Annotated in this window: 21 protein-coding genes; 4 read left to right on the top strand and 17 right to left on the bottom strand. The window is 39.5% G+C overall.

Going from position 1 to position 22,264, the window contains the following annotated elements; genetic code table 11:
- The first annotated feature begins 212 nt into the window (after positions 1–212).
- A complete protein-coding gene (gene tyrA, locus FCN14_RS10420) occupies positions 213–1,346 on the top strand; it encodes a bifunctional chorismate mutase/prephenate dehydrogenase (protein ID WP_138431220.1) in 1,134 nt (377 codons plus the stop codon).
- Here tyrA and FCN14_RS10415 read toward each other — a convergent pair.
- From FCN14_RS10415 to FCN14_RS10380, 8 genes are all read right to left on the bottom strand, one after another.
- Positions 1,343–3,349: a sensor histidine kinase gene (locus tag FCN14_RS10415; protein WP_171032886.1), complete on the bottom strand. Its 2,007-nt coding sequence runs from the start codon at positions 3,347–3,349 to the stop codon at positions 1,343–1,345. The two genes, tyrA and FCN14_RS10415, sit on opposite strands and share 4 nt — an antisense overlap.
- A gap of 200 nt (positions 3,350–3,549) precedes the next feature.
- A complete protein-coding gene (locus FCN14_RS10410) occupies positions 3,550–5,628 on the bottom strand; it encodes a PAS domain-containing sensor histidine kinase (RefSeq protein WP_138431218.1) in 2,079 nt (692 codons plus the stop codon).
- Positions 5,629–5,835: 207 nt separating this feature from the next.
- Positions 5,836–6,504 (bottom strand): nitroreductase family protein, encoded by a 669-nt coding sequence (locus FCN14_RS10405; protein WP_138431217.1) that lies wholly within the window; start codon positions 6,502–6,504, stop codon positions 5,836–5,838.
- A gap of 107 nt (positions 6,505–6,611) precedes the next feature.
- Positions 6,612–7,154 (bottom strand): DUF3267 domain-containing protein, encoded by a 543-nt coding sequence (locus tag FCN14_RS10400; RefSeq protein ID WP_138431216.1) that lies wholly within the window; start codon positions 7,152–7,154, stop codon positions 6,612–6,614.
- Positions 7,147–7,650, bottom strand: a complete 504-nt coding sequence (locus tag FCN14_RS10395) for a ferritin (protein ID WP_138431215.1) — start codon at positions 7,648–7,650, stop codon at positions 7,147–7,149. Before FCN14_RS10395 ends, FCN14_RS10400 begins: the two co-directional genes overlap by 8 nt.
- A gap of 616 nt (positions 7,651–8,266) precedes the next feature.
- Positions 8,267–10,234: a hypothetical protein gene (locus FCN14_RS10390; RefSeq protein WP_138431214.1), complete on the bottom strand. Its 1,968-nt coding sequence runs from the start codon at positions 10,232–10,234 to the stop codon at positions 8,267–8,269.
- Positions 10,235–10,450: 216 nt separating this feature from the next.
- Positions 10,451–10,825, bottom strand: a complete 375-nt coding sequence (locus tag FCN14_RS10385; protein WP_138431213.1) for a DoxX family protein — start codon at positions 10,823–10,825, stop codon at positions 10,451–10,453.
- A gap of 3 nt (positions 10,826–10,828) precedes the next feature.
- Complete coding sequence (locus FCN14_RS10380) at positions 10,829–11,680, bottom strand: proline dehydrogenase family protein (protein ID WP_138431212.1); 852 nt, start codon at positions 11,678–11,680, stop codon at positions 10,829–10,831.
- Positions 11,681–11,848: 168 nt separating this feature from the next.
- Here FCN14_RS10380 and FCN14_RS10375 point away from each other — a divergent pair, with 168 nt between their 5' ends.
- A complete protein-coding gene (locus FCN14_RS10375) occupies positions 11,849–12,820 on the top strand; it encodes a DUF4097 family beta strand repeat-containing protein (RefSeq protein WP_138431211.1) in 972 nt (323 codons plus the stop codon).
- A gap of 207 nt (positions 12,821–13,027) precedes the next feature.
- Positions 13,028–13,642 carry a plastocyanin/azurin family copper-binding protein gene (locus FCN14_RS10370; RefSeq protein ID WP_138431210.1) on the top strand — a complete coding sequence of 205 codons (615 nt, stop codon included), beginning with the start codon at positions 13,028–13,030 and terminating at the stop codon, positions 13,640–13,642.
- Positions 13,643–13,823: 181 nt separating this feature from the next.
- Here FCN14_RS10370 and FCN14_RS10365 read toward each other — a convergent pair whose 3' ends face one another.
- On the bottom strand, positions 13,824–14,441 hold the full coding sequence (locus tag FCN14_RS10365; protein WP_138431209.1) for a hypothetical protein: 618 nt from the start codon (positions 14,439–14,441) through the stop codon (positions 13,824–13,826).
- 177 nt (positions 14,442–14,618) lie between these two features.
- Positions 14,619–15,251, bottom strand: a complete 633-nt coding sequence (locus tag FCN14_RS10360; RefSeq protein ID WP_138431208.1) for a helix-turn-helix domain-containing protein — start codon at positions 15,249–15,251, stop codon at positions 14,619–14,621.
- Between the two features lie 76 nt (positions 15,252–15,327).
- Between FCN14_RS10360 and FCN14_RS10355 the strand changes: the two genes are divergently transcribed.
- Complete coding sequence (locus FCN14_RS10355) at positions 15,328–15,534, top strand: winged helix-turn-helix transcriptional regulator (RefSeq protein ID WP_138431207.1); 207 nt, start codon at positions 15,328–15,330, stop codon at positions 15,532–15,534.
- Between the two features lie 530 nt (positions 15,535–16,064).
- Here the strand turns inward: FCN14_RS10355 and FCN14_RS10350 are convergent.
- The 7 genes from FCN14_RS10350 to FCN14_RS10320 form a co-directional block, all read right to left on the bottom strand.
- On the bottom strand, positions 16,065–16,886 hold the full coding sequence (locus FCN14_RS10350; protein ID WP_138431206.1) for an energy transducer TonB family protein: 822 nt from the start codon (positions 16,884–16,886) through the stop codon (positions 16,065–16,067).
- A gap of 18 nt (positions 16,887–16,904) precedes the next feature.
- The gene (locus FCN14_RS10345; RefSeq protein ID WP_138431205.1) at positions 16,905–17,315 is read right to left on the bottom strand and encodes an ExbD/TolR family protein; all 411 of its coding nucleotides are present in this window, start codon (positions 17,313–17,315) and stop codon (positions 16,905–16,907) included.
- Complete coding sequence (locus FCN14_RS10340) at positions 17,315–18,055, bottom strand: MotA/TolQ/ExbB proton channel family protein (protein ID WP_138431204.1); 741 nt, start codon at positions 18,053–18,055, stop codon at positions 17,315–17,317. The genes FCN14_RS10345 and FCN14_RS10340 overlap by 1 nt, the downstream gene beginning before the upstream one ends.
- A 23-nt stretch (positions 18,056–18,078) precedes the next feature.
- Positions 18,079–19,161, bottom strand: coding sequence for an SPOR domain-containing protein (locus FCN14_RS10335; protein WP_138431203.1), 1,083 nt, complete (start codon positions 19,159–19,161; stop codon positions 18,079–18,081).
- A gap of 5 nt (positions 19,162–19,166) precedes the next feature.
- Positions 19,167–19,361 carry an HU family DNA-binding protein gene (locus FCN14_RS10330; protein ID WP_171032885.1) on the bottom strand — a complete coding sequence of 65 codons (195 nt, stop codon included), beginning with the start codon at positions 19,359–19,361 and terminating at the stop codon, positions 19,167–19,169.
- Between the two features lie 6 nt (positions 19,362–19,367).
- Positions 19,368–21,089, bottom strand: a complete 1,722-nt coding sequence (locus tag FCN14_RS10325) for a TonB-dependent receptor (RefSeq protein WP_138431201.1) — start codon at positions 21,087–21,089, stop codon at positions 19,368–19,370.
- Positions 21,090–21,231: 142 nt separating this feature from the next.
- Complete coding sequence (locus tag FCN14_RS10320; protein WP_138431200.1) at positions 21,232–22,263, bottom strand: lysylphosphatidylglycerol synthase transmembrane domain-containing protein; 1,032 nt, start codon at positions 22,261–22,263, stop codon at positions 21,232–21,234.
- Position 22,264 lies beyond the last annotated feature (1 nt).

The following is a 22,264-nucleotide window of genomic DNA, read 5'->3' as shown; positions in this document are numbered from 1 at the left end:
CTAAAAATCCCATAATTTTAGGGGAATTGACAGTCCTGACTCAAATTAATTTTCCGAAAACTGCTATTCCTTTAAAATAAATGGAATTGAAATTCCTTTCGGGATAGAAACGACAAATTCATTATTTTTAGTAGCTTTTATGGCTGGAATAGCTTTAAGCGTATGATCTATGCCGAAATTATTGAATCCAATTTTATGATCACCGTAATTGTATGACCCCTAAAGAGAAGAAACTCAATCCACAGCGGAAACGTATTGACGAAATTGATTCCAAATTGCTGGAACTACTTTCTGAGCGACGTGAGATTGTGCACGAAGTGATTGACAAAAAAATCCAAAATCGCCTGCCTATTTTTGCTCCAAAGCGAGAAGATGAAAAGACAAAGAAGTTCCGCGAAATGGCTCGTAATCAGAATTTAGACCCTGACTGGGCAGAAGATTTTTTACGGATGATTATGGCTTCATCTCGTGCCAGCCAGTCCTCCAGTGAGTTCCCTCGTGCGACCGAAGAACCCAAGAATATTCTTATTGTTGGTGCCAAAGGAGGCATGGGTAGTCTGTATGGACGTATCATTAAACAAACGGGGCATAATCTCTATACCATTGATAAACACAACTGGCATGAGCTAGAAGAAGTTGCTCCCAAACTGGACCTTGCTATCGTGTCGGTGCCCATTAACACCACAGAAGACGTGATTGAACGACTAGCACCCAAGCTCTCTTCTGATACCATTCTGGCCGATTTCACTAGTAATAAAAGTGGACCTATTGAAACTATGAAACAATGCCATGATGGACCAGTGCTTGGGCTTCACCCAATGCATGGTCCTGGCGTAGACAACCTCTCTAAACAGCTAATGGTCGTTTGTCCGGTTGAAGATGCCAAGGCCTCTCAGTGGGTGGTGCAGCAGTCAAAGTTATGGGGTATGCGGGTTATCGAAGCGGATGCAGAAAAGCATGATCACGTAATGCATATGGTGCAAGGCCTGCGTCACTTCGTAGCACTGCTACACGGCTCTTTTATGAAGACCTACGATCTAAAGCCACAGGATATCCTCGACTACTCATCCCCCATCTACCGTGCTGAACTGATGATGACGGGGCGTATTTTTGCCCAAAGTGCTGAACTTTATGCCGATATTGTCTTTTCAAATGAGGAACGTCGTGAACTCTTACTCAAATTTATTGAGCATAATGATAAGCTTGCCCAAATGGTTAAGGATGATGACAAAGAGGGTTTTGTCAAAGAGTTTGAATCGGTAACCGATTTCTTTGGTAAGTTTGCCAGCCAGGCACTTCAAGAAAGTGAATATTTAATTAACCGACTGGCTGATCGTTTTGCTTAATCAGTGTTATAAACAGGTGAGTCAAACGGGATACTAAGCATAAAGGTGGTCCCCTCACCCAGCTGGCTTTCAAAATCAAGTATTCCGTCATGTGACTCAACCAGCTCCTTGCAGAGGCGGAGTCCTACACCGGTACCTTGTTCTCCGGCAGTTCCTGTTTTGCTTGAGTATTTTTCATCCCCAAATAACTGTGTCTGGACTTCCTTGGACATCCCCTCACCTTCATCCTTAACGTTTACCTGCCAGTATTCTTCTTCAGACTTAAGCATAATTATAACATTATCACCACGATGACTGAACTTTAGTGCATTACTAAGCAGGTTTCTAATCACCGTTGTAATAACCTGTCGATCCCCTAGCACTGTGATATCTTTATCTGCCTCGAAAGTAATAGTAACATCCTTGCGATTTGCAGAAACTCGCAGCAGGTTTATAACCTGATTTATGGCCGTTGCAATAGAAAACTCTTTAAGACTTAAACTCAAATCGCCCCCCTGGAAGCGAGCCCAGTCAAGAAGATCTTCCAACAAAGAAGCGGTATTTACCGAAGACTGATGAATAATCTCTAGGCTTTCTTTCAGCTCATCACTTTCGTCATATTTATCAGCATCACTAATAAGAAGATCAGCAAAACCTACTATCGATGAAAGGGGAGTTTTAAGATCATGGCCAATTACCGAATAAATTTTACTATTCGTTTCATGAAGTTCCTGTAGCTCTTGGTTACGTTCTCTAAGCTCATCCTCCATACGCTTACGGTTCGTTAAGTCCTGGAACACACCATATAACTGGTATACCTCACCTTTCTCATTGGTTTGGACTTTTCCAATAGCACGTACCCACCGCCTATTACCTTTAGCAGTAACAATAGGAAGCTCCACGTCATACTCTCTTCCCTTATCAATCGCTTCTCGGAGTCCCTGCCTAATTTTAGGTTGCGCAGAATCATGAAAGTAGCTTATTGCCTGATCAATGGTTATTTCTTCACCAATGGGAAGCTCATGAATCTGGTAGGTCTCTTCTGTCCAAAATAGTTTTTCCGTTTCTAGGTCATACTGCCACCCACCGGTCGAGGATAAATGCTGAGACTCTTTAAACAACAGTTCTAATTTCTTCCGTTTAGTAACTTCACGAGAACTAGTTTGTAGCTGAATAATCTTTCCCCGATCATCAGTAATAGGGTTCGTAGAAGTCTCAAACCAAATATAATCCCCATTTTTTTTACAAATACGATACTCAAAGTTCTTCACCTTTTTCCCTTGTTGGGAAGCTTGGTATGACTGTGTTCGAATATCTTGCAAATCATGCGGATGAAATAGTTCATACGCGTTTCTGCCAACAAGTTCAGATGGCTTATATCCTAATATTTTTTCTACTGAAGGAGATACAAAACGATAAGTGCCATCAGGATCATGTAAGCATACCATATCTGTTTCATTGACCGTTACCACTTCATAGAGTTCTTCCCTCTCTTTTAGCTTTTCTTGCATCTCTTTTTTTTCCAGGGTGTCAGAGATCCAATTTCCCAGCATTAACAGAAACCCTTTATCAAGTTCGGAAAAACTTTCACTTTGTGCTTCCGAACTTGAAAAATTAAGAGTCCCATAAAGCTGTTCATCTTTTGTGAGAGGAATGCCAATATAAGATTCCATACTAAAAACCTGGTGGCAAGGATGCCGCTTATGCAGAGAACGATTTATGTTATCTATAGCTACCACATCATTAATCGCCATTGTTATGCTGCAATATGTTTCTCCCAGCGGAAAAACTTGCCCTTCTTCTAACACATTTTCTTCTGACCAACTATAGTCTATGATGTATTGCTGATCTTCGATATGACTTATAATACCAATATCAAGATCTAAAATTTTACAGGTGAGCTTCAATGCCCTCTCAAACTGCTGAGAAGTGCTCATATTGGCCTGAGACGTAATATCATTCATCAGGCGAAACCTGTTTTCTTGTGATTTTTTATCCGAATTAGCCGAAACCGTTGTAAGCACTGATCTATTGTTTAAGATTCAGAAAAATATTTAGTCCTCCTGCTTTAATAGGTGCAAATATCAAGCCAACCTTTTCTTAAACTTTCTTATAACAATATTTAAGTGCGAAACTTCCGATTCTGAATGGGATAAATGAACTAAGATAAGCTCAGAACAGAAGTCGTATTGATTACACTTTAACCATTCATGGTATGTAATACTTACTTAATAAAATTTAATTCAACTGTTGTTCCTTGCCCATCATTTGAATCAAAGTTTATTTCACCATCCAGCTGTTGGGCCAAGGTTTGAACGAGAGTCATCCCGAGAGATTGTTGGTTTTCAAGAGCAAAATCTTCCGGCAGCCCTTCCCCATTATCCTTTATTTCTATCGACAACTCAGAACCTTTAACCTCTGAATTGACCAAAATTTTACCCTTCTCCCTACCGTCAAAAGCGTGTTTATAGCAATTCACAATCAACTCATTAACAATAAGTGAACAAGGAATGGCATTATCTAGATCTAAAGAAGTTGATTCTAAGTTATAACTTACATCAATATTCCTGTTCCCTGTATTGTAGGTTTTACTGATCGATTCTATTAGTTCTTTCAAATAGGTATCAAATCCAATATTCGTCAACGCTTCTGTCTGGTACAACTTTTCATGAATCATAGCCATTGATTGAATACGCTGCTGACTATCTCTTAATGTATTTAAAATGGATTCTTTTTCCGTATTCATAGACTGAAGCTCAAGAAGCCCGGAAACCACGGATAAATTATTTTTAACACGATGATGAATTTCTTTGAGTAAGGTTTCTTTCTCTTTTAATGAGCTTCGAATCTTTTGTTGTTCTCGTTCCCGCTCTGTAAGATCATAAAGAACAGTTTGTATTGCCGGCTCATCCTGGTAGATCGTTGATATAGAATGGACTAACACATGTTTTTCGTTTCCATTCAAATCAATGATTTTTTGTTCCTGTTCATGCTCTACCGGTAAATCTTCTTCTAATTTTCTCTTACGTTCTTTAAGAAGATCTATGTTATTGGGATGACTAAAGTCAAATATCGATCTTCCTATTAACTCCTCAGGAGAGTCGCCTCCAAAAAGCTTTGCTCCGGCCTCATTAATAAATACTAGTTCACCATCTTGAATAATTTGTACAGGCTGAGGGTTTTTTTCTACCAGCTGCCTCCATTTTCTCTCTCCCTGCCTTAACTCTTCCTGTTTCTTTTTAAGGTTTGTAATATCATTGAGAACCGCTAGTATTGCATCTTGCCCTTTATACGTGATTGTAACCGGATAGGCTCTAATAATTTTTTTACCCTTCCCCTCAACAGAAATCTCAAAGTCGGCCGGAGGAAGCTTTTCAACTTTTTTTAATTTCTTCTGCCGATTTTCGATTCTTTTTTTATATTTATCATCTGCAAAATTGATAATCTGCTCACCAAGCAACGTTTCACACTCTTCTACATTTACCAGACTCGAAGCCGCCTGATTTAAATACTGTAATTCCCCATCGACGCTTATAATAACTCCCTGTGGAATATTTTCGACTAATCGATGCCAGCGCTCTTCACTTTCTTTTAATTTCTGCTCTGTAACAATGCGATCTGTAATGTTAGTCAGAAAAGCCACTACAAAGGTGGTTTCCCACTTCCTTACAAACGCCAAACTCACCTCCAGATAGATAGTCTTTCCATTTTTATGTTCGTGGCGCGTTTTAAATCGGCCTCCCCCTTGCTCTATTATTTTTTTTGCTCTCTGCTTAAACTTCTTTTGATCAAAATCCAAATCAAGCTCACTAATACTTTTACCTAATAGCTCCTCTTCTTCATAACCGATCATTTCGCAATAGGCAGGATTTACATCCAGAATTGTATTATCCTTTCTCAACATTAATAGATAGCCATCTATCATTGAATCTGATAGTGACTTATTCAGTTTTACTTCTTCTACGGGGCTAACTAACTCATGCATTGTGCCTACCAAGCGTTTTTGCTGATCCTTCTCATCCTCAATCAGATCAGCTTGGAATTTTATATGGCGTAATGCAGAATCCTCCCCTCTGATACATATTTCTGTATCCAAAGCGCCTTTTCTTTCAGCTTTATCAAAAGCGGATATTATTTTCTCATGTTCTTCAGCAGGGATATACTCCAGCAGATCTTCCTTCTTTTCAATTCCATCAGAAGGTATACCTAAAACCTTATATCCTTTGGAAGAACACTGAAACTTACCCGTTGTAATATTGAGCTCCCAACTACCCCATGAAGTTTTACTCTCTAGCTCATTCATAATATGATATTAAATAACTTGTTTCACCTTGGCTTATTTTTATATGCTGCTAGTAAAACAAAACTCATTGAGTATCGCACCCAATACAAATTTCTACCAATTTGAATAGCAAACACAAAAGTTATCGTGTTTACTAATAAATAACAATGTTTACACTCTGAAAAATAAAGCTATTTAAAATTAGCTTTTTGACAAACTATAATAACACTAAATAAAACTGGCAATTTTATCTAAGGGCTTTTTGGTAATATCAGGTACCTTAACTTCGTCTTTGGGATAACCCACCACGAGTAAGAGAAATGGACGTTCATTTTCAGGACGACCTAAAATTTCATTCAGAAAGCCCATGGGACTTGGCGTATGGGTAAGAGAAGCTAATCCAGCATTATGAACTGCAGTAATTAACATCCCCGTTGCAATACCGACAGACTCTTTTACATAGTAATGTTTTTCTCTGTTCCCTTCCTCATCCACTCCATAACTTTGGGAAAATATTGCAATCAAATACGGTGCTTCTTCCAGGAATGGTTTATTAGCATCGGTACCAAGCGGTGCTAAAGCTTCCAACCATTCATCAGTAGCTCTATTTTCGTAAAACTCACGTTCCTCTTCTTCTGCAGCCTCTCTAATTTCTTTTTTTACCTCCGGATCCCTCACAACTGCAAAGTGCCACGGCTGCATGTTTGCTCCATTTGGAGCAGTACCAGCAGTTCTTAAACAATTTTCAATAACTTCTTGGGGCACCGATCGTTCTGAAAATTCCCGTACAGTTCGCCGTCGGCTCATATGTTCATAAAAAGAACGGGCCCTCTCACGCATCTCTTCTACAGGGTATTCTTCGTAATCCTCATGTACAACAAAGTTACTACTCTTCATAATTTCTCTTTCTGTTTTATTTTTCTTTTACACGTTTGATAAGCTAATTAGAGATGGGTAACTATTCCAGTGGTTAAGCGTTTATAATATTTACCGTTTAAATTTTTCTAATCAGATTCTATTATACGGCAACCAACAAGTTCAGGATGATCCTGTACTTTTTTACCTTTTTCAACCTTTCGCAATAACCATAAGATCAAAATATCTCCACCAGCGGCAAGGGTAAAAAAGAGGCTAAAACCTAATAGCCACTCATAATGAAATACAAGAGCACAAAGGTAGGGTACCACGCCCAGCACAATACCAGGTATCGCAACCCCCCAGCGGTAGTGGGTTACTTCTATCGGTTGCGAGCAATGTACATAGGGAGCCAAGGCATTCCAGTTAAATCCGAAATGTATATTTGACCACGAAATAGCATCTAACCAAACCCAACTTATCGCGTGAAGAAGTTCATGCGCGAAAGTACCGACTACTACTGCAAGGATGAAGAGTGGGAAATCTTTAATAAAAAGTACTAAATCTTTTCCAAGCGTTGACCAACTATACAAACTAGCATATGGTACTAATAATAACACACCAATAGGTATCAAGAGAATTAAGGCATACCAGTTAGCTTGGCCAAAAGATAAGGTATACTCTTTAGGCATCTTCGTCCGCCGATCTTCCTGCCAACTCTTGGTCTAACATATAGAGGCTTGCATTATCATCCCCCATTAATTTAAGACGTTCCAAAATGCGCTCGGCATTTTCTTCCTCTTCAACCTGTTCATCTATAAACCAATGCAACAGCGTTTGCAAAGGATAATCTCCTTCATCTTTAGCAAGATCATAAAGACTGTGAATTCGCTTAGTTATATAACGCTCGTGTTCAAGAACTTTTTCAAACACCTCTTCTGAATTTTCAGCATCTGCTATTGGCTTATCAAGCTCCTGCAGTTCAACCTTCCCTCCCCGACTTAACATATGGTTATAAAATTTCATCCCATGGGCTTGTTCTTCTTGCCACTGCAGCCGCATCCAATGAGCAAAACCTTCTAGGTTTTTATCTTCGAACCATGCTGCGTAGGCTAAGTATAACCATGCTGACTGGAACTCAGCTTGTATCTGATCGTTAATCTCGTCTTGCACCTTCTGCTTAATCATAGCTATATATACTTATACATTTAAATATTGACCCTTTTGGCAACTCTCCACGGACTAACTTTTACTAGTTAAACGATCGCTATTTCATTATAAATAACAATACACCGAATATCACCATCTCTGCCCATAAGGTCAGTAAAAAAATCACTTCATTTTGTTAATATAATTTAATGAAAATTATAAATCCCATATAAAGGGGTTTGTTAAAAGGATCTAACCGAGATAAACAAACACAAAATATATCTTATAAAAGCTAACGAATTGAAAGCAAATTTAGATATAGTAAATTTTATTTTCTATTTACTGTGATTTAGAAGTAAGTGTAATGATGTTTGAATATCTCATAATTTTATAAAGAATCTCAACGACATTATTCATGCAATTGAACATTTCTAAGGCCTATTAACACTTATTGATTTAACCAACTTTTTTAAGACTTGTAACCTACCAATACCCTCGTGAGGGAGAACTTGATCGTTCTCCCTCTCTTTTTTTAGGATGCTAAAATAGCTCTTAAAAAAATGCTTCCCACATACTTTAATCGTGAAATGCTTATATCTCCAGATACCAGATCTAGTATCCAAATAAGTGTACAGCTAGAAATCTGTCTCAAAAGTTAGGATGATTCTAAAAACGTTATCCAATTTTTTTCTGTAGATAGACGCTCTTTATATCGCTCCCGTAATTCCAATGCTTTGATTTTTTTTATCAGAGATTTAGCGAGCCTTCCTTCTCCTAAAAAAGCAAGCCGATGGATCAGTAATTGATAGGCATCAAAATATCGGCGTTGCACCGGGTGCCTCAGCAACTCATGTGCATAGACAATAAGTAGTGGCCAACGTTCATGTACTATTGCTTTTTGAAGACTCCGGATTTTACTGCGGTAGTACATTTGAGAGATAATTGCTGAATCAGGCAATTGGTTTTTATATCGCATCCGTCTGTATAATTCCCATTGCCGCTGGTCCATCCGGACTGCAAGTGCCGCCCCAAGTAGTGAGTCCGGTTCTTGCACGAATAACGCTTTTCCTTTTTTAAGATGTTTTCTGGCCCTTATGGTATCTCCTATTGCCATATTGGCATCAGCATACAATAATTGCAGCTCGACTGTTGTATCTTGTAATGAGGACACCTGCTGGACCAGCTTAAAATCTCCATTTTCGAGATGTCGAAAACTCCACTCCGTTTTTACGGGCGGTACACTATCACCCACCGCAACAGCTTCATCTATATACTTCAACGCTCTTGCGGTATCTTTTACTGCCAGAGCGTGACGGTACTGGTCCCAATCCTCCATAAAAGAAGACACCACATGCGGACATTTTTTTTCAAAAAGCGACGGATAACTAAAAATTCGAGCCGCTGCCTGCTCATCAAGTGAGTCAACCTGTACCGAATCTAGCTGATGGTGCCATTCTTGCGTAAGAGCCATCCAATCTTTCTTATATGCTTTTTCAACACTACCCGTACTGTATGCACGTTTTAGATTTTTTACCGGGTAGTTATCCATTAAGAATCTCACAAATGACCCACTAGTGATATAGTTCACTCCCGAACGACCGCTATAAAATCCTTCGAAAGAAAATGATTGTTCCAGCTGTTTGGCTGAGGGATATGGCTTTTCAGACACCACTATCTGGTCAATCGTTGAGGTAGATGATGATCCGCCATCAACAGCTACCGCAATACCTTCAATCAAACCAATACTCCAACTGCCATTGAATAAATCATTGCCAAACTGTTTTGCCAATACATGCACCAGTTCATGTTTTAGACTTGTTTCAAGCTGTTGTTTCGCGATATGCAGCTGATCTTGTTGCAACCAAATAGGTACATAGCTGGTAAACTTTGCTCCCACTAACTGCTTTTTTTGCCACGGGTGGCCATATAAATAGCTTTCAATTTTATGGCCATCGGGATACGATAGTTGAAGCTCATCCGTAATCTGACTAAAGTAAAACTCATGTTCTTTAGTTATACGGTTTATTTCATCGGTACTATAACGATTTTGATCATAATACAACTCAAAATGCTTTGTGGATTTATGCCCTCCCAGTTCAGCTTGAATATGGGCAGGGGGTGCAACAACTCCCATTTCTGGCATTTGGGGATAAAAAAGTGCCATGGAAAAACAAGATAATACCACAATCCATGCCGAATACTTGTCTTTACTCATGGTGGGCAAATGCCAAATAAATATGGCCCAAAGTACGGTAAGCATACGAAAAAAAACGGCTGCATCTGTTACAACTACAGCTTCATCATATATGGGGCCCGGCCATCCCCCCCAAACATGATTAAAGAAGTAAACCTGTGGATAGGTTAACAGTTCATATATAAAAAACCCAATGGCTATTATTGCCAAAACCATAACCGTTATGCTTCTGGCAAATGGAAGCTTCCACTCCCGAAATAACCGGCCTAGTGCAAATCCAAAGAAAACACTGGGTAAAGGGAAGATAAGCCAAAATCCCAGTCCATGAATACTAAAACAACCTGTAATCAGCGCCTTAATTAATAAGGGAGTTGCTGCTAGAAAAAGGTAGAATCCAATCCATAGAGCCTCGTAAAAATCAGATCTCAAATTTTCATTTTGAGCCCCTTTGTACCCAGCCCAAAAGCACCCTGACAAAGATGCCAATAATGCTGATTCAAAGTGAAAGTCCCCCACTAAGGGTATAAATAATAATGCAATACCAGCCAGGACAGGAATTAGTATTTTTGGCAATATGCTCTTATGGGAATCAAACATGGACGAAATGTAACGGAATAAATACTATGAAGCGAAAACAAGAAACTCTTAGCGCAAACAAGCCCAATAGACCCAATACATAAGCACGAATTGTAACGGCAGTCGAAGTATTGTAGCAACACTATACCATGATGTATAGCCCGACTCTTGTACCGACATTACTGTCATATTTATATTAGCAGGAAAAACGGCAACCAATAACAGTATCAAACCCCATGCCGCCCAGGTTCTAGTTTGGGTAACCAATATTCCTATTCCACCCAACACCTCTGCAGCCCCACTGATATAAACCATTGCCAAATGGTAAGGAATAAAATCAGGAACAATGCGTAAAAAAAATTGAGGCCTTACAAAATGCAAAATACCAATTGTAAAAAATGCTGCTGCTATTACATATCGATGGATTCCTGGTGAAATACCCATAATTTACTTCTTGAACATTGTTGAAAGAACAAACCAGATATTCTCTTTCCTTTCCATCAATCGTCGCTTAAAATAAGGGAACCACATGGTACCAAAGGGAACATAAATTCGGGCATTATAGCCGTCCTCTACAAATTCTTCCATGGTCTCTTGACGTAAGCCATAAAGCATCTGAAATTCAAAGCGATCTTTTCCAATGTCATGCTGTTTGGTATATCTCTTGACCCAGTTAATAATCTCATCATCATGGGTAGCAATTCTGGGGTAATCGGTTTTCTCGAGCAAAACCTTGGTATACTCTTTATAGGCTTCCCGAATTTTGTCCATATCCTGGATTGCCAGGTCTGCCGGCTCACTATATGCTCCTTTACAGATCCGAACATCAGCCCCCAATTCAGCCAGATCCTCAATATCCTCTTTTGTGCGATACAGATAAGCCTGAATTACAATTCCTACATGCTTTCCAAACTCTTCAAAAGCTTCTTTAAAAAGATCAATCGTCACCTGAGTATAATCAGTACCCTCCATATCAATACGGACAAACTGGTCGTTTTCTCGGGCTACTTCCAGTAACTGAAACAGGTTATCTTTACAATAGGCATAATCGATATCGAGCCCCATCATTGTAAGCTTAATAGAAATTGTACTATCCAGACCTGCTTCATTAATACTTTTGAGCAGATCAATATAACTTTCCACCGTTTCATCAGCGGTATCACGATCCTCTACATTTTCTCCGAGAAGATCGAGCGTAATTTTAATTTCCTTATTATTTAACTTTTCAACTTTCGGAGCGGCGTCTTCAAATGATTCGCCGGCTACAAATCGCTTTGCAAGAGCAAATGGTAACTTCATTGTGTGCTATCTATATATTAATCTGATTTTGGAGCTGTCAGAAAATAATGAATTGAAAGCATCTCTCCTACCCAAAACAAGCTTAAAAACAATTTTATGAAACACATTTGCAATTAAACCCGTAGTCTAGTGTTGAATACCAGATACCAATTTACACCAGGTGATATTATGACTAGTCGGAAAAATTATATTATAAAAGTCGCTCTTGCATTCTTTTTTGCCCTCATCCTGACCTTAACTCTGATGAGTGCCGCTTTTGCAACTCCTCTATCAATACAAACTCAAAATGAACCATACCGTGTTGATACCTTTAATGTGAGTACCCCCGGAGAGCTTAATGTTAAGACATCGGGGGGGCACATTACGGTAAAGGGTACTTCTACAACTAAAGCTCGCATAGAGATGTACGTGACAAAAAATGGAAATAACCTTTTACCAGAAGATATTGACCTTGAAAACTGGGATATTGACGTCTCCCAGTCTGGAAACTCTCTTCAAGCTATAGCCAAACGTAAAAGATCCTCCGGGTGGAAGCTATTTAGTAGTAACAACAACCCCTCAATTTCATTTGTTGTTTACAGCCCGCATGAAATGAGTACTGATCTTAAAACCAGTGGTGGACATATCAGTATTAGAGGTTTAAAAGGAGATCAACAAATATCAACCAGTGGCGGACATCTTGAACTGGCAGATCTGGATGGGAGTATAAATGCCAGAACCTCAGGAGGACATATAGAGATCTCCGATACAAAAGGAGGCCTCAAAGCGCGAACCAGTGGTGGACATATTGATGCAATTAACTCAATTGGTAAATTAAATGTCAAAACCAGTGGCGGACATATTAAACTTACCAATATTCAAGGGCCAGTTAAGGCAAGTACCAGTGGTGGAAGTATTACAGCAGACTTAGCTTCCATCGATCAACTTGTTGACCTTCATACCAGCGGTGGCAACATCGATCTATCCGTTCCAAATAATATTGGGTTAGATCTGGATCTTAGAGGTAGTTATGTACATACTGATCTTAATAACTTCTCCGGCGAAGTTGAAAGAGACGAAATCAAGGGTAAGCTTAACGGTGGTGGACCCAAAGTTTCTGCATACACTTCCGGAGGTACTGTTTCACTATACTTTAATTGATTTATTAATCTCATTTACTGCAAAGGGACCAGAGTTAAACTCTTGGTCTCTTTTTTCTTACTACCCTCAGACTCCCTTAAATTAACATAATTTTTAAGGGAACAATATTTCGTATCCTCATTACATATTGTGTAACTTGAATGCTTTGTAAAAATCAGTTGTTATAATTCTATAACATAATTTCAAATCAATCAACGCACACATATTATGAAGTTATTAAACACACTTTTAGCATTTACCCTTATACTCTTTATTGGATGCGGAGGAGAATCAAGTGATCAAAAGGAAACCAACACTTCTACTGAATCTGAAACAACCGAAATGGCGGCCGACGATGTCCGTACTATTGAAATTACTGGCATTGATCAGATGAAATTTGTAGTTGATGATAACCAAGAAGGAATTACGGTTGGTGATGCTGTTGGTGGTGATGGAATGTTACTACTTGAAAGCATCTCAGCTGAACCGGGTGAAGAAATTCGCATTCGACTGATTACTAAAAGTAGTTTGCCTGCTAACGCAATGGCCCACAACTGGATATTGCTTACAATGGGAGCTGATGGACAAGCATTTGCAACAGCAGCAGCACAAGCCAAAGACAATGATTACATCCCTGCTGATAAAGAAAATCAAATTATTGCTCAGACCGGACTTGCCGCAGGAGGTGAGACCGTAGAAGTTACTTTCACCGCACCTGAAGAGCCTGGCGACTATGAATATATCTGCTCTTTTGCGGGACACTATGCAGCAGGCATGAAAGGAATGCTAAATGTAGAAGGATCTGGAGCGTCTTCTGAAGAATCTACTAGTCAAGAAGGCTAAACACTTCTCTATTTAGTTCTCAAAAATAAAAAGCGACCGGGTTACCGGTCGCTTTTTTAATGATTATTGCTATAACCTTTCTGTATCAAACGGAAACTATCTATCTGGGAGAATACCAACTGTGATAGCAGAATTTAGGATGAGTATGAATTTACCATCTCTTATAAATCGCTTAATTCATTCAGTCCATATCATTACCAATCTTCCGTCCTGTAGTAACCATGATATGTGCCCACGGCGTGCCTGGTTCCATAAGCCAGGGAGCTCCCTTAATTGCAGGTTTTTGCGATAAACCCGTTGACTCTTCCGTAGCGTAGGGAACATATACTACATACAAAGGAGAAGCTTTTTTTAATGTCCCCGAATTATAATCAAAAGCATCTGCAGAACCAGATATTGAATACAATGCCATCGGCTTACGAGGCAAAGAAAGACTACCCTTATCAATTTCAACTTTACGAAGGCTATCTACTTTTTTCCGAGAATAACCTTTGGCGCGTAACTCGCGTCCCCGCTTCATAAATTGCTCAAGATCTTTATGGTAACATGCTACATGAAAGTTGGACTGCTTAGGATCGTCAGCTATACACACTAATGAGTTATCTCCTTCTCTAAGCTTGATGAGCTCACCAGCTTTATTATAACCGAAAATTGTTGCACTTCCCCTTTTAGCATCAGGAGCAACAATTGTAGCAGCATCAATCTGCTTTTCTTTCGAATATATTGTTGGTTGGGTATTTCCAATTTCAAAACCTGAAAAAAACAGTAATCCTATAATTAATACCCGCTTAAATTCCATCAGCATATCCTTTATTAATAAGAAGTAAATTAATTTGTCCTCGTTAAGAATAGAAAAGAGTCCTGTAATAATTATAGCTCTACCTCTTTTCAACAACGTTCATAATGAACTCAAAAATACAACCTTATTCAGGTAACTAAACAATATGCCAGAATATTGATAATATCAACTGTGGAATCATGTTTTCTTCTGCATAGCCCATACCATTTTACCTAAAATATTACTTTTATTTTCTCCAGCTTCTAAAATAACAGGATCGGCCTCTAATCTTGGGTTCTGTATGATATAATTATTCGATGAACTCTTTTGGACACGACCACATACCAACTTATTACTAATAGAAACTAGATAAATTCCTTCTTCAATTCTTCTGTCAGTCTTATTAAATATTGCAATATCATTTTTAGTAAGAATAGGAGGAATTGGATAATCTGAGATAACGTACCCTAATAGGCTTTCAGTAGAATTATCAATATTTAACTTTTCTAACAATTCCCCCCCTGCAGAAAGCCAACCAATTTTGTATTCATTTTTTAAAGAGCCATTCCCATCTAAAGGTAACATTGCTTCTGAGAATACGGGTATCTGTATGCTTCCCTTTCCATTTTCTGACAATCGCATAGGACCTTCACCATGAAGAAGCCAATTCAGATTAATATCCCGGCATTTATCGATGATTAGCCTCAAATTTACTCGCCCCCTGTTTTTCTGCATACTAAGGGTACTCGGATTCATTCCTAAAAAATCCGCTAAATCTGCATCTGTCTCCAAACGATAGACTTTCTTAATACGTTCTAATATAGTATTCACTTTCGTTTAATAATTGTATTATATATGTTCACAATGTGTGAACTGATGAATTTACATGTTAATTTATTAATAAACTTTGTTTAAATTTAAAGAAATGCAAAAAAGAAATAGAAATAAAGCCGAAAAAAAGGTATTGAAAATGATGATCGATGCGGATGTATCTCAAAAAATGATTGCGGAACATCTTGACATCACCCCTCAAGCAGTTAATAATCGTTTAAAAAGAGGAAGTGTAGAACCCTTGATTAAAGCTATTGAAGAATTAGAAGAACAAAACGCTTAATATACAAAGTCAACGGGGGCATTTATAATGGTCAACGCTCTAAAGTTATTACACTAGTTCTCAAAAATTACAATATAAAACAGTAAAAGTATATCTCGCTTTCTCAACTATCGAATTAAGAGAAAAAAAATCGCTAGTTGATAGCAAAAAATAAGGATTAGAGGTTGTTTAATAGGATAAGGTATAGGTAGGGTTTTTAAAAATTAGCTTTCAACCTTCTTACGATAAACTTTTGCATCATTGTCAAAAAAAGAAGCATTATACAGTGTATGGATTAGATACTCATTGTAATAGGTAGGTTATGTCAACACTTCAGTTTACTCAAGCTACAAGTGCGGCAGAATACAACTTTTATCTGCCTTAGGGTCCAAATTTCTTGTTGTTAGCAAAGGTGCATAACAACACCTTTTTCCTGCATCAACTATGCTATACGGAAAAAGCTATATCTAGTAACTACTATTTTTCAGCAGCAACATATTTTTATCACTTCAAATTAGAACAACAAATAATAAGATAAGCTGGAACTTATATTATTCTAAAACAAAGCGGAAAGTAATGGTTCCCCACTGAGATTGCTGCGGTACCCCGGATGGTAGTTTTGAAAAGCGCCAGCTACGCAAGGTTTTCATCACTTCACGTTCCAATTCCGGATTCATCTTCTTGAGTGGAATGATACGCCCAACAGTACCATCAGGCTTGACCTCAAACCGTATGGTTATGGTAGCCTCTGCATCCGTTGTATTAGTAGGGAGCGGCTGTACCATCGGGTTTCGTTCGATATCTCCCTCCCACTTCAATTCATAGGGAGCCGACTTCTCCTGTTCATTACCGGTCCCTTGGTCTGTGTTCCGTTCACCGGTATTCCCTTCTTTATCTCCGCTCCTCTTCACTCCTTCTTGTTGTACTTCATCTTTTTCAGTTTTAGGCGGAACGGTCACTTCTTCTTTTTCTTCTGTAGAAGTTTCTTTTTGTGGATCTACCTTATCCGTTTCCGGGGTTTTAACCTCTTCTTCTTGCACCTCCTCCTTTTGGTCAGGAACATCCACCGGTTTAGTTGTTTCTTCAGTAGTTGACTTTTGCTCTTCAACGGGATCGGGGGTTTCGGGCTCAGGTTCTTCAGGTTCTGTCTCTGAAGGATTAGGACGAGTCTCTACCTGTTCCGCTTTTTGTTCGGCGTTTTGGGTTGGCGTACCCGACTGGAACTCCCCAAATTCAACCTCAATGAAGGAAGGACGCACATTAGCTTCTATGGAAAAAGTATAAAAGAGAAAAAATAATACCAGAATAATATGCACCCCACCTGTTACAGTTAGGGCAAATTGATCTTCTTCTTTAAATTTTGGAAGCTTCATAGTCTAGCTCGTTCCTTTTTACCTCGAAGCCTGTTCGGTAGCCATCACAATTTTGAGCTCTAATGCTTTTGCTATATTCATTACCCGTACAGCATTATCGATTATTGCTTCTTTATCGGCTCGTAATACAAGGGTACTTTGTCCTTTATCTGACTTTTCTTTGCGCAAAGCCGAAGCAAGCATACCACTGCTTGTAAGTTCTCCATTAACAAAAAACTCACCTTCTTTTGTTACTGCCACCGTAATCATCTGAGATTCAGTTTGTGCTCCAGTTTCAGCTTTAGGAATATCAACTTTGATGCCAAAGTTGGTAACAAAGGAGGATGTCAATAGAAAGAAAATAAGTAGCAATAGTACAATATCCGTTAATGACGACTGTGAAAACAACGTCAACGGCTCCATGCGATCATTATCTTCTCTAAAATCCATTATCCTACCTTCTGTCGCTCTTTGTTATTTTCATTTTTTGAAGGGGCCTGCAGCATATCAATAAAATCGGCCGAAGCATTTTCTAACTCATGAACCGTCCTATTTATTTTACCGAGCAAGAAGTTATAAAATCCATATGCAATAATTCCAACAATTAACCCAGTTGCGGTAGTAATAAGTGCTTCCCAGATACCACCGGCCAACACGCTGGGATTTACGTTACCCTGTAGCGACTGGATATCCATAAAGGCCTCAATCATCCCTGTAACCGTTCCGGTAAAACCAATGAGAGGGGCAACACCGGCAATAGTAGCCAACCAGTTCATTCGTTTTTCTAAGTGATAGATCTCTTTTTTCCCGGCATTATGAATAGCATCTTCGATATCACGGATAGAACGACCCAACCTCCGGATACCGGCTTTCAGAATACGGGCCAAGGGTTTATCAATACCATCACAATAGGTAAGGGCACGCTGGCGATCGCCATCCTTAAGCATACTGCCAACCGTGCGTAAAAAACCATCCACTTCTATACGGGAATTATTCAGTGAACGCCAGCGCTCAGCAATTACAAAAATTGCTACCAATGATAAAATAAAAAGTGGTATCATCAGTACTCCACCTTCCGCGAGTAGCTCAAACATCGACATGCTTTCTTCTTGAGCAGCTAAACCTAAAGTGTCAGCAGCTGTTGTGGTGTCTGACTGAGATTGTATCAGAATAAAAAATAACGCTTGCATAATTTGTTGACTAGTTGCTGAAATTATTGAATTCGTTTGATAAAGTTATTGCTTCGATATGGCTCGGGAATTCTCTCAATTGCCTTCCGGGCATTTTCGATCGATTCAAACTGCCCTATGCCTACCCGATAATAGAGGGTTCCCTTAACATTTGCCTCATTAATGGATGTTCGATAGCCTTTCTCTACCAACTGTTGTTTGTTGGCCTCTGCTTGCTGCTTATTTTGTAGGGAGTGTACCACAATCATATATCCATTATCTACAGAGGGATTGAAGTTGCCTTTCAATCCATACCCTTGCTGAGTATCCTGTGGCGCTTCCCCAGCAGCCTCATCATTAGATACAAGATCTTTGTTCTCAGGTTCCGAACTAATCACAGGTTGTTCTACTTTTGTTTTTTCAGCAGGCAATGTATTGTCACTTATTTCAGAATGGGAACGGGTATTATTACGTCCCAACTCTTGGAATATTCCCATATCGTACATTAAAACGCTACCTATGCCCACTACGAGTATAACTACAGCAGCTACTAAGAGACGACCAATGGGGTCTTTTTCTTTCTTTTCTTCCACAATCTTCTCTTCCGTTTTTTTCTCCGAACCTTGAGAAGATTTTTGAGACTCTTTTTCCCCGGCATTAACCAACTCTTCAAACTCTTCCTGGGCTTCTTCCATTGCGGGTTTCTGCTCCGGGACCTCCTCAATCTCTGTTTCCTCCGGCTCGCGAACCGTTTCTTTCTGTTGTTTCTCTTCTTCTGCGTTGTCTTTGTCAAAAGACCACGCTTTCTCACTTTGTTCGGGAGCCATCTCGGAAATATCAGGTATCTCCCCCTCTTCCGGTTCTTTAAAAGCACCTATCAATTCTATAGGCTTCATACCGGCATACTTATTGTTGATCTCCGTTTCTAACCTATCGGCTGGCGTAAACTGTAGCACCCCATCCTCCATACCGAAAGTACCAAAATTTTCGATCTCAAAAGCCTTTCCTTCTTCGGCCGCTTCTTGGATACGCTCGATTAATTGTGAAAGCTGCCCTTCAACCTGATCTTGAGCAAGACCAGTTTTTTCAACGAGCAATTCTATCAATTGTGCTTTATCGATGATCATGTTTCCTAATTATTTTCCGGCTCAAAGTTGATGGTATCTTTGGGCGGCATCATTACTACTCTTCCGTTTTCGTGTTGTTTTTGAAATTGTTTTCTGTGCTCGAATTGGAAAGAACCGATACCGTCAACCTGTACCTCATTCTTGCGAATCACTTCTTCGCGTACTACTTCAGAAAATGCTTTTATAAATTCGTTATCCATCACCATTTATAGTTTTACTGTTATACCGCCATACGCCTGAAAAGCACGCTCGGCATACCCCTGCCAAACTTCATATTCTTGGTTAAGTAAATTTACTAATTTAACATAAGCACCAAAACGATCAGTAATCTGATAATCAACACGACTTCCCAGCATAAAGTAGCCACTTAATTTCTCATCCGTTTGGAATGTTTGCCGTGATCCTACATAATCGCCCCAAACTTCTATTGACAACTGGTCAACTGGACGAAAATGTATCCCTGATTTAAAACCTAGTTTCTCTTCATAAGGGATACGGTCTCCTCCCTCAAGTTGTGGAGACTGCATATAAAATCTTGCATCAACCCAGAGTTGTTCCGGCACAATTTGATGACTCGCCCCAATAAAGGCTCGAATTTTATACGCATCAAGATAGGTTATTCTATAAAAATCATATAACGATGTCCCCCCGGCTAACGTCCTTCCACCGTCTTGGCGTATAAAGATAGGGTGATCGCTCATATTCTTGTATTGGAAACCAAAGTTCACCGATCCTATTTCATTGTACTCGAATTCTGCCTCAAATGAACCATTTATTTCGTAGGAATGACGAAGGTTATTATTTACTGCTAAGAATCTATTGGCAGAATGTAATTCCTGTATGGTATTCAGATATGGTTCAGCTCCAGCCTTTATTGTTACCGTCAACATCTCCATAAATGGGTGCTTAATTGTCACTGAGGGACCGATATATATCCCATCGGTAAATCCATCCTGCACATAATATACACTGGCATCAGCATGGACCTTTGTACTGTAATTAAAGAGTCGATCATATACCACACCTGCCTGCGCTGTTACCCAATTTTGAGGGTTCGTAGAGTTATTATCATATTTCCCAGTCTTCGCATTAACTTTTACCGTAAAGGTTTCATTAACATGGGCTCCCGTCCAGCGCTTGGCAATTGTACCATTATAGACCTCCTCCTGGCTAGATCCTGAATATTGGCTTCCGGCATCGGTAAGCTCAATCTTATAATACTGCATATTGGCCTGCAACTGCCACCCTGCAATGGAGTTATTAAGGTGCTCAAAATCAGCATCCAGCTGAAAACCACCATATTTTTTTCGGCCATTATCTGCCCCTGCCAACCACTGCACATTAGGCATGTGGTTAAAACTATTTTCAACGCCAAGCTGTAATGCCAACCGATCTTTACTGCTAAATTTCGTAACATATTCCCCCGTGGCATTCATAAATCTGAAGCTACTTTCTTGAATATCGAGATGACCTGACGATGAACTATAGTCTAGATCACCACCGATATAACTTTTTGAGGTAAGCCTGCTGACCCCCCAAAAATCAACTTCGGGACTCATATAACTGCCAATCCCAGCCCTAGTAAATAAATTGATATCAGAAGAATAATGAAGGGGTACGTAGCCCGGAGCTTCTGGTCGCGAAAGACTGCTTACCGGCATATCTGCTACTACCTGCTCGGCTGACTCCATAAAAGGAGTACGGTTAGGATCTACCTGGTAAACCCGAGGAGTAGGATCAAAACCGAGAATTGGCTGCCGACGTAACCCCGGAAATCTTGCCTTAAACTGACTTCGTATTTCAATATCTTGCGGGTCAATTTCGGGTAGGAGCGATCCCTCTTCGGCTTGCTGATCTTGAGCTTCAACAGCTGTTGCAGCTATTAACGTAAGTAATAATACAAATACCGATACAAAAGAGCGTTTCATGAAATTTTGATGCATGATTTTATACAAAGAAAATCCGGTGTTAAGGTACAAATTTTTTGCAACGATTAATGCCTCAATTGTCTGTTTTATACCAAAGCCGCTGCTATCTGTTTCAATAAACGTAAAAAAGGATAGAACATTGTTAAAATACCGGTTCACCGGCTTTAGTCGACCGCCACTTGTCAATAAACAGGAAAATCGGAGTAATACTAGCCACAAAAATCACCATTCCTGCATGTGTTATAGTAGCATAAGCAACTCCTGTTACTGCGGGCACTGCAAAAAGTACCAATAACGATTGTTTCACAAAGTAATGGTACGTCCCAATACCTCCCGGTGAGGGTATGGCAATACCAATAGCAGAAATTACTGTTATTACCAGAGCGTCGATCATATCGAGATCATATATTTCCTGCATGTCAAACATCCAGAAAGGAATATAGGTCATTAAGGTATAACAAAACCAGATAAGAACTGTAAAAGTTATAAAAAGCCACCACCGTTGCACTTGCCGAGCCGACAACACCCCATCCTTAAACATAATAAGTACATTTTTAGCCCGGTCGATCCATTCCTGAAGAACTTCGAACTTTGTACCTAAATAGAGTATCAACTTTAGACCAATATAAGCAAGGCCAATCATGACCAACACAAAAAGAGCAACCCACCCATAAGTGATTAGGCTAGATTCATTGGTTAAAAAGTTGACCGTTTGGTCTCCAAAAATCTGCTTAAGCAGGTTTAGATCTGAAATCAAATAGACCGATACAACCACCATCAAAATGCCCATAACAACTACATCAATTATCCGCTCCAGCACAATAGTCCCCATCAGCTTCGAAGTACTCAGGCCTTCTTTCTTACCGACATAAACCGGTCGGGAAACCTCACCAAGGCGTGGTCCGACAATATTCATCAGATACCCCACCAACACCCCGGATATTAATGTAACCCGATCGAGTTCTTTTTTGTCGTGCTCAATAAGCAGGCGCCACCGCTCAGCTCTAAAGACATGACTGCATAATGCAGAAATACCGAAAGGGATAATCCATCCAAACTGGATATCTTTTGAATATTCCCAAACTTCCTGAAGTCGAACATTTCGAAATGCCAGCCACATGAATAGAGCTCCCAACATTAGTGCGAGCCCTATTTTTAGTAGTCGTTTATACATT

It is taken from the genome of Fodinibius saliphilus (assembly GCF_005869845.1).
Classification (GTDB): Bacteria; Bacteroidota; Rhodothermia; order Balneolales; family Balneolaceae; genus Fodinibius; species Fodinibius saliphilus.
Note: the sequence above shows the minus strand (reverse complement) of the source record. Positions and strands in the feature narration are given on the sequence as shown.

Coding starts and splice junctions, on each gene's coding strand:
- tyrA (WP_138431220.1), top strand. CDS start 213: ATGACCCCTAAAGAGAAGAAACTCAATCCACAGCGGAAACGTATTGAC.
- FCN14_RS10410 (WP_138431218.1), bottom strand. CDS start 5,628: ATGAATGAGCTAGAGAGTAAAACTTCATGGGGTAGTTGGGAGCTCAAT.
- FCN14_RS10405 (WP_138431217.1), bottom strand. CDS start 6,504: ATGAAGAGTAGTAACTTTGTTGTACATGAGGATTACGAAGAATACCCT.
- FCN14_RS10400 (WP_138431216.1), bottom strand. CDS start 7,154: ATGCCTAAAGAGTATACCTTATCTTTTGGCCAAGCTAACTGGTATGCC.
- FCN14_RS10395 (WP_138431215.1), bottom strand. CDS start 7,650: ATGATTAAGCAGAAGGTGCAAGACGAGATTAACGATCAGATACAAGCT.
- FCN14_RS10385 (WP_138431213.1), bottom strand. CDS start 10,825: ATGGGTATTTCACCAGGAATCCATCGATATGTAATAGCAGCAGCATTT.
- FCN14_RS10380 (WP_138431212.1), bottom strand. CDS start 11,680: ATGAAGTTACCATTTGCTCTTGCAAAGCGATTTGTAGCCGGCGAATCA.
- FCN14_RS10375 (WP_138431211.1), top strand. CDS start 11,849: ATGACTAGTCGGAAAAATTATATTATAAAAGTCGCTCTTGCATTCTTT.
- FCN14_RS10370 (WP_138431210.1), top strand. CDS start 13,028: ATGAAGTTATTAAACACACTTTTAGCATTTACCCTTATACTCTTTATT.
- FCN14_RS10365 (WP_138431209.1), bottom strand. CDS start 14,441: ATGGAATTTAAGCGGGTATTAATTATAGGATTACTGTTTTTTTCAGGT.
- FCN14_RS10350 (WP_138431206.1), bottom strand. CDS start 16,886: ATGAAGCTTCCAAAATTTAAAGAAGAAGATCAATTTGCCCTAACTGTA.
- FCN14_RS10345 (WP_138431205.1), bottom strand. CDS start 17,315: ATGGATTTTAGAGAAGATAATGATCGCATGGAGCCGTTGACGTTGTTT.
- FCN14_RS10340 (WP_138431204.1), bottom strand. CDS start 18,055: ATGCAAGCGTTATTTTTTATTCTGATACAATCTCAGTCAGACACCACA.
- FCN14_RS10335 (WP_138431203.1), bottom strand. CDS start 19,161: ATGATCATCGATAAAGCACAATTGATAGAATTGCTCGTTGAAAAAACT.
- FCN14_RS10330 (WP_171032885.1), bottom strand. CDS start 19,361: ATGGATAACGAATTTATAAAAGCATTTTCTGAAGTAGTACGCGAAGAA.
- FCN14_RS10325 (WP_138431201.1), bottom strand. CDS start 21,089: ATGAAACGCTCTTTTGTATCGGTATTTGTATTATTACTTACGTTAATA.
- FCN14_RS10320 (WP_138431200.1), bottom strand. CDS start 22,263: ATGTATAAACGACTACTAAAAATAGGGCTCGCACTAATGTTGGGAGCT.